This window comes from Halomonas sp. (assembly GCF_052095765.1).
Taxonomy (GTDB): Bacteria; Pseudomonadota; Gammaproteobacteria; order Pseudomonadales; family Halomonadaceae; genus Halomonas.
In genome coordinates, this window is sequence record NZ_JBQDJZ010000124.1 from 1 (window position 1) to 6,175 (window position 6,175).

A 6,175-nucleotide genomic window follows, 5' to 3' on the forward strand; every position below is an offset into this window, starting at 1 on the left:
ACGAACAGCTCGCGCCAGGGGGCCAAGTTGAACGACTCCCCGCCCAGAGTCGGCAGATAGCCAAAAGCTGGCAGCAGCACTATCACTACGCCAGCCAGGATAGGTCCGACCAGCACAACGATAATAATGATCGGCGTCAGGCGCAGCCACATGGTATTCGCTGCCTCCCGAATTCTTGCACTGGTTGTCTCACTGGGCGACGTAACGTGCTTGCCACGCCTCCTGCAGGGCCGTCATCCAGCTGGGATGGAGTTCTGGCAAGGTCTGAGATAGGGCTTGTGAGGTGAGCATGGCTTCGTTATCCGTATCGATGCGAAACAGCTGACGAGTGGTATCGTCCAGATGAGCCACGTCGATGACGGTGCGGTCGCCCCAGACGTTAAGATTCTGCTTGTGGGCCTGGGCCTCGGGAGAGAGCAGGAAATTGGCAAGCACCAGGGCACCCGCCTTGTGCGGCGAATTAAAGGGAATCGCCACAAAATGAACGTTGCCCAGAGTGCCCTCATCAAGCACATAGCTGCGGGTGCTTTCGGGCAGCTCGAAGTCAGCGACCGCGGCAGCCGGCTCGGAGGGATAGAAGGTAAACGCTAAGGAAAGTTCGCCGGCCCCCATTAGGCTGCGCAGCGCAGGCCCCGAGTCAGGAAACTGTCGTCCACTACGCCACAGGTGCGGGTGCAGCGCATCTAGATAGTTCCATAGCGGGGCCGTAATTGAGGAAAAGTCGCTCGCTTCTACCGGTGCATAGAGGGCGTGGCGATCATCGGTCATGGCGATCAGAGCCTGTTTGAGAAAGGTGCTGCCGGTAAAGTCGGGAATACGTGGATAGCTGAAGCGCCCGGGATTGGCTTCGGCCCAGTCGAGTAGCGCCTCGATACTATTGGGGGGACTCTTCACCTCCTGGCTGTCGTAATAAAAAGTGATCTGTGCCTTGCCCCAGGGTGACTCGAAACCGTCGGTGGGCAGCGTGAAATCGGTAACCACTTCGGGATTATCCGCCGGGTGCGTGAGGGCGAAGTTGGGCAGTGCCTCGGCAAAGGGGCCGTAGAGCAGCTCATGCTCACGCATGGCGGCGAAGTTCTCACCATTGAGCCAGATCAGGTCAATGCTGCCATCGTCGCGGTTATCTGCGGTCTTCTCCGTGACAACTCGTGAGACGGCTGTGCTGGTGTCGTCGAGCTTGACGTGCACGACCTCAATGCCGTGGAGCTCGGCCATCCGCTTAGCTACCCAGGCGATATACCCATTGGTACGCGTGTCGCCGGCCCACGCGTTCCAGTAAACCGTCTGGCCATGAGCTTGTTCATTTACGCCCCGCCAGTCATTAAGGTTGGGGCTGGCCGCCAGCGGTGAGGCCAACGCCAGGCTGAGTGATACGCCGGCAAGCGCGGTAGTCCAGTGGGAAAAGCGGTATTGCGGCATCGTCATGCATCCAGTTCAAGAAGCTGCGAAAGAGCCGTGGCCAGCGCATCGGATTCGCGCCGGACATGGTCGATGATGGCAGGAGAAAGGTAGTGGTCGACTCGGTCACGCACATGGGTAATCAGGGCATCATCGCTGAGCTCGGCAGACCAGTCCTCCCCGCGTGTCTGAACGTCCCGGGTGCGAACATGGCTGGCACGCCATTTGGCACACCAGGTCAGAGACCACAGCCACATGGCGCGGCGACAGGCGAGCAGGGTGTTGAGCTCGTTAATGCCGGTGCTGATCATCCAGCGGTGGTGGAAATCGGCCAGATCCTTGATGCTGAGCACGGCATGGCTGTTCGGGTCCCAGGTAGTCGAGGTATAGAGGCTGGCGTGGGCCAGATCAAAACCGGGCAGTCCGTAGCGGCACTTCTCCAGATCGACCAGCACGGCGCGACCGTCAGCGTCGATCAGGAAGTTCCCCGGGTGGGCATCAAAGCTAATCAAGCGTGGTCGTGCTGCCTCACCCTCATCGAGACGCTTCGGTAGTGCGGCTAATTCAGCTCGTACCATCACTACCACCTCGGCAGACAGCCCGGCTTGGTCGAGGAATTCCGCCTGAGTCGCCACCTCGTCGCGCATGGCCGTCCAGGGGTTAGCCGGTGACAACAGCGGGGCGCGTGCCGTGGTGGCAGGCAGCGCCAACCCATGCAGAGCGGCAAGTGCCTTGGCGATAGCCGGGAGATCAACGGGCAGGCGGGCCGGTCGCCCACGCACGGCATCGACCAACAAACCGCCTCGAGGTAGTGTTGTGGATGTGGGTAGCACATCGCGCAACGCTGGTGTGTGACCACTGAGACCCGCGCGCTCAAAGCAGGTGGCCTGATATTCGAGATTAGCGTCAGCCTCAAGGCCCAACTGGCTCTGCTTGGGGAGTCGCGCCACCCAGTCGTCGCCATCACGGGTGAGCCAGACATGGTGATGGGCCAGGCCGGTATCGGCCATCGGCTGAAGCTCGCGTATCGCTTCCCGGTAGCCTTGCCTGGCCAGTGCCTTCGTCAGGCGCTGTTCGAGCTCACCTTGTGCTTCGGCGGGCCTCTCTTCAGTCGTGGTCGCTGTCATGGCTCTCCTCGATGGATTAACGCGGGGTCGGTTTAGGTACTGCCTCGTTAAAGACGTCAGCCGGTTAAGTACGGATGGACCATCAGGGTCCGTCGTCACGCATGTCCTTGTCGGTGGCGTTGTCCGGGTCGAAGCGACGCCCGATTCCATGGAGCAACGCGAACTGTCTGTCGCACTCGCGGCAGGCGCCGCACATGGAGAGGTGCAGCCTCAGGGAAAGCCGCTCCTGAAAGGTAATAGGGCGGTCCAGTTTGAGGGACATCAGGCGGGTCGCCTTCTTACACATCGTCATCACACTTCCTCCCTAAACCAGCCTTTCCCGATGCAGGCCCTGAGTCGTAGTCGGGCGCGATGCAATATTACCCAGCAGTTGTTCTCCTTGATGCCGAGCTCCCTGCAGATCTCCTCGGTGGAGAGCCCCATCAGCTCACGCAGGGAGAATACCCGAGCGGCGTTGTCTGGCAGAGCGATCATGCAAGCATCGAAGATCTGCCAGAAATGTTCATTCTCGAACACGGCCTCGGGCTCTCCCCAGCTTGAGGGGCGGGCACCTTGCTGCCAGCGGCCATTGCGCTGGAACTGTCGGTCGATGGCGTCATCGTCGTTTTCATCCTCGAGTGGCTGCCAGTCGCAATGACGTTTCTGGTCCCGCATGGCATCAAGGATCTTGTACTTGAGAATGCCGAATACCCAGGTCTCGTAGCTGGATCGTCCGGCGAAACTGTCGTTCTTTTCAATGGCCGACATCATGGCCTCCTGAACAGCATCTTCGGCCTGGTTCTGGTCACGCAAGTGCATGAGGGCAAAGGATACCAGGCGCGGCCTGACAGCCGTCAGCTGCTGTCGCCTATTTTCTTTCTCGTTCATCTATGGGTCCTTTCCCCCGTCCTGATGCGTGGCCTGGGTTTGTAAAAGCTTGGTCACTCATAGTGGGTCGGCGTAGCGGATGTTTCCTTACAGGATGAGCCCGGGGAGGAAAAATCGACGTTATTCCGGGGGTAAGGGTTCGGGCCTCAGCCCATCTGTGCTCATGATCAGGTCGTTATGATTCGCCAGCCGCTCAAGGTCCTCAGGCCTGTCCACATCCCATAGCCTGGCTGGGCAGGCCAGTCGCCAGCCTATCTCATCGGCACGCTCACGCGTCTGTGCCATGACCTGGCTGGTGCCCCAGTCGATAGAGGTGAACAGCCGGCGGTCGGCTCGCCGGACGCCTACCAGGGTATAGCCACCATCCTCGGCCGGCAGGAAGACGGCGTCGGCGGTTGTCAGGGCAGACTGGCAGCGCTTGAGCAGTGACGGGGTGAGTGCTGGGCAGTCGCTGCCGATCAGCAGACCCGGTGCCTTCATGGCCTGCAGGGCATGATGCATGCGCCCCCCCAGATCGCCGCTGGGCTGGGCACGAAGCCTGATGCCATGCTGCTCAGCGAGCTCTAAGAACAACGGATGTTCATGATCCAGCGCTGTCCACAGCACGATAGACTGCGGCGCTGTCGTTGCCAGGGCAATGTCCAGGGTGTAGCGCAGCAGCCGCTCGTGGATCCGACTCGCCCCCTTGGCACCCAGAGCTGGTATCAGGCGCGTTTTCACCCGTCCGGGAATAGGCGCTTTGGCGAGGACCGACAGGAGTGGCTGGTCCAGAGAGTCAGCGGATATGGTGGTACTCCTTTGCCAGAATATTGGCGCTAACCCCACGCCAATAGCGGTAGCGAAGACGCCACATGAGGTGAATCGTGCGCCAGGCGCCGTGGTGGTCCCAGCGTCGCCCTGAACTCGTCACCCTGGCACGCAGGCAGGCCGGTGGCGATTGCCGTTTGAGTCGGCGTGACATCTCGATATCTTCCATCAACGGTTGATCAGGAAACCCGCCAGCGGCCTGGAAAGCCTCCCGGGTCATGAACAGCCCCTGGTCGCCAGTGGCAATTCCCGTCAGGCGAGAGCGCAGGTTCATAGCACGGGCGATGACCGGCAATAACCGATGACGCCCCTCCAGTCTCACATCAAAGCGGCCCCAGACAGATTGGCCTGACAGGGCCGATTCAATCAAAAGCTCAGCGTCCGGCGGAAGGTGAGTGTCAGCATGTAGAAACAACAGGTGTCGACCGCGGGCTTCACATGCCCCGGCATTCATCTGCCGGGATCGGCCAGGTAACTGAAGGAGAACCTTTGATACCAAGGGACGAGCCCGAGCCAGCGTATCATCGCGACTGCCCCCGTCCACGACCACAACCTCTATGGCGTCGGTCTGCTTCGCTGGCAACCGGGTCAGCAGTGACTCGATCGTGGCCGCTTCATTCAGGGTTGGGATGATGATACTGAGCTTTGGCGTGTCAGGCATGCTGACAGTCTCCTGGTGCGTGCAATGCTAGGATCAATAGCTGGGTCGGGGCATCCGGCTCGACCTTACAGGCGGGAACCAAACTTTAACGCCTTGAGGTGCAGCTCGCCAATTGCATCAGTGGTGTTTCCCGTGCTGTTCAATGCGTCTCAGGTAGCTTGCCAGGAGTGCGATGTCTGACGCTTCTATTCTGGCGCTCCTGCTCGGCGAGGGTTTCATCTTCAGCCGGTACGCCCCAAACAGTTTCCCTGTTTCCATCGTCCCAGGTATAGGTGGTGCAGCCGGACAACAGTAAAAGCCACGACACGGCGAGCAGGGTGGCAGTCAGGCTGCGGCGATGAATCGATAGCATAGGGCTTTTCCTTAAGGCGTAGAGTCAAGCGTGGAGTTGTCAGTTACCGCCACATTGCGATGCTCATTCGCGAGGCTGAAAATTCTCATCAAGGTCCGGATCTTCCCTGCATAGTTGTTCACTGGGGCCACCCGGTACAGGGTCAATGCCGCCCTCACTGCCGGGGTGGCAACTGATAATGCGCTTTGCGGCAAGCCAGCCTCCACGCCAAGGGCCGTGCACCTGAAGGGCTTCCACTGCGTAGTGAGAGCAGCTTGGCCAGAAACGACAGCGTGGTCCCAAAAGCGGGCTGATCAGCCATTGATAGAGTCGAATCAGACCGATTAATACGCCAGCAGTTCCACGTTTCAACCAGCTAACCGGTCGCAGATACCAGGCTGTCATGTGCGGGTTATTTACTGGAGTAGAGTATCGCGGGATCAATCAGCGGGGCGCTAGTAATGCTGGCACCGCTAATCTTGAGCTCAACATAGAAGCAACTGCGCCGCCCGCTATGACAGGCAGGTCCTGTTTGGTCTACCTTCAGCAGCAGAGTATCGCCGTCACAGTCCAATGCAGCGCTGATCAGATGCTGCTGCTGACCGGATGTCTCGCCTTTGCGCCAGGGCTTGTTGCGCGAGCGTGACCAGTAGCAGACCCGGCCAGTATGCAGGGTTTCTTCTAGGGTATCGCGGCTCATCCAGGCCATCATCAACACTTCGCCACTGTCATGTTGTTGGGCGATAGCAGGAATCAGGCCGTCGGCATTGAAGCGAGCAGCATCCAGAATGTCAGTGAGCGAATAGCTTTCGCCGGGTGATGCGCTTTCCAGCGCCTTGAAGCTGAGTGTCATGGTCAACCAGGGAACAGGGAGTCAGGCCTCTATCTTACTTGCCGGGCATTGAGCAGGCCACCGGTGACTGCTCCCCGCCCTAAGCGCTGACGCGCCACGGGCGAGGCTTCCCACTTCTCAGGCAGCTGCCG

General features: G+C 59.8%; 9 protein-coding genes. All 9 read right to left on the bottom strand.

Translation table 11 applies throughout. The features are described from left to right. Positions 1–189: 189 nt before the first annotated feature. Positions 190–1,419, bottom strand: coding sequence for an ABC transporter substrate-binding protein (locus tag ACTH3D_RS12255; RefSeq protein WP_441667418.1), 1,230 nt, complete (start codon positions 1,417–1,419; stop codon positions 190–192). Between the two features lie 2 nt (positions 1,420–1,421). Further along, the gene (locus ACTH3D_RS12260) at positions 1,422–2,525 is read right to left on the bottom strand and encodes a phosphotransferase (protein WP_441667409.1); all 1,104 of its coding nucleotides are present in this window, start codon (positions 2,523–2,525) and stop codon (positions 1,422–1,424) included. Between the two features lie 82 nt (positions 2,526–2,607). Then, a complete protein-coding gene (locus ACTH3D_RS12265; protein ID WP_441667411.1) occupies positions 2,608–2,817 on the bottom strand; it encodes a zf-HC2 domain-containing protein in 210 nt (69 codons plus the stop codon). Beyond that, entirely contained in the window at positions 2,817–3,392 is a 576-nt protein-coding gene (locus ACTH3D_RS12270) for a sigma-70 family RNA polymerase sigma factor (protein WP_441667412.1), read from the bottom strand. The genes ACTH3D_RS12265 and ACTH3D_RS12270 overlap by 1 nt, the downstream gene beginning before the upstream one ends. Positions 3,393–3,512: 120 nt before the next feature. Then, on the bottom strand, positions 3,513–4,202 hold the full coding sequence (locus ACTH3D_RS12275) for a TIGR04282 family arsenosugar biosynthesis glycosyltransferase (protein WP_441667419.1): 690 nt from the start codon (positions 4,200–4,202) through the stop codon (positions 3,513–3,515). Then, the gene (locus ACTH3D_RS12280) at positions 4,168–4,860 is read right to left on the bottom strand and encodes a TIGR04283 family arsenosugar biosynthesis glycosyltransferase (RefSeq protein ID WP_441667413.1); all 693 of its coding nucleotides are present in this window, start codon (positions 4,858–4,860) and stop codon (positions 4,168–4,170) included. The genes ACTH3D_RS12275 and ACTH3D_RS12280 overlap by 35 nt, the downstream gene beginning before the upstream one ends. A gap of 139 nt (positions 4,861–4,999) precedes the next feature. Beyond that, positions 5,000–5,212: a hypothetical protein gene (locus ACTH3D_RS12285; RefSeq protein ID WP_441667414.1), complete on the bottom strand. Its 213-nt coding sequence runs from the start codon at positions 5,210–5,212 to the stop codon at positions 5,000–5,002. Between the two features lie 63 nt (positions 5,213–5,275). Further along, on the bottom strand, positions 5,276–5,596 hold the full coding sequence (gene yidD / locus ACTH3D_RS12290) for a membrane protein insertion efficiency factor YidD (RefSeq protein ID WP_441667415.1): 321 nt from the start codon (positions 5,594–5,596) through the stop codon (positions 5,276–5,278). A 7-nt stretch (positions 5,597–5,603) separates the two neighbouring features. Next, on the bottom strand, positions 5,604–6,044 hold the full coding sequence (gene hisI, locus ACTH3D_RS12295) for a phosphoribosyl-AMP cyclohydrolase (RefSeq protein WP_441667417.1): 441 nt from the start codon (positions 6,042–6,044) through the stop codon (positions 5,604–5,606). Positions 6,045–6,175: the final 131 nt, after the last annotated feature.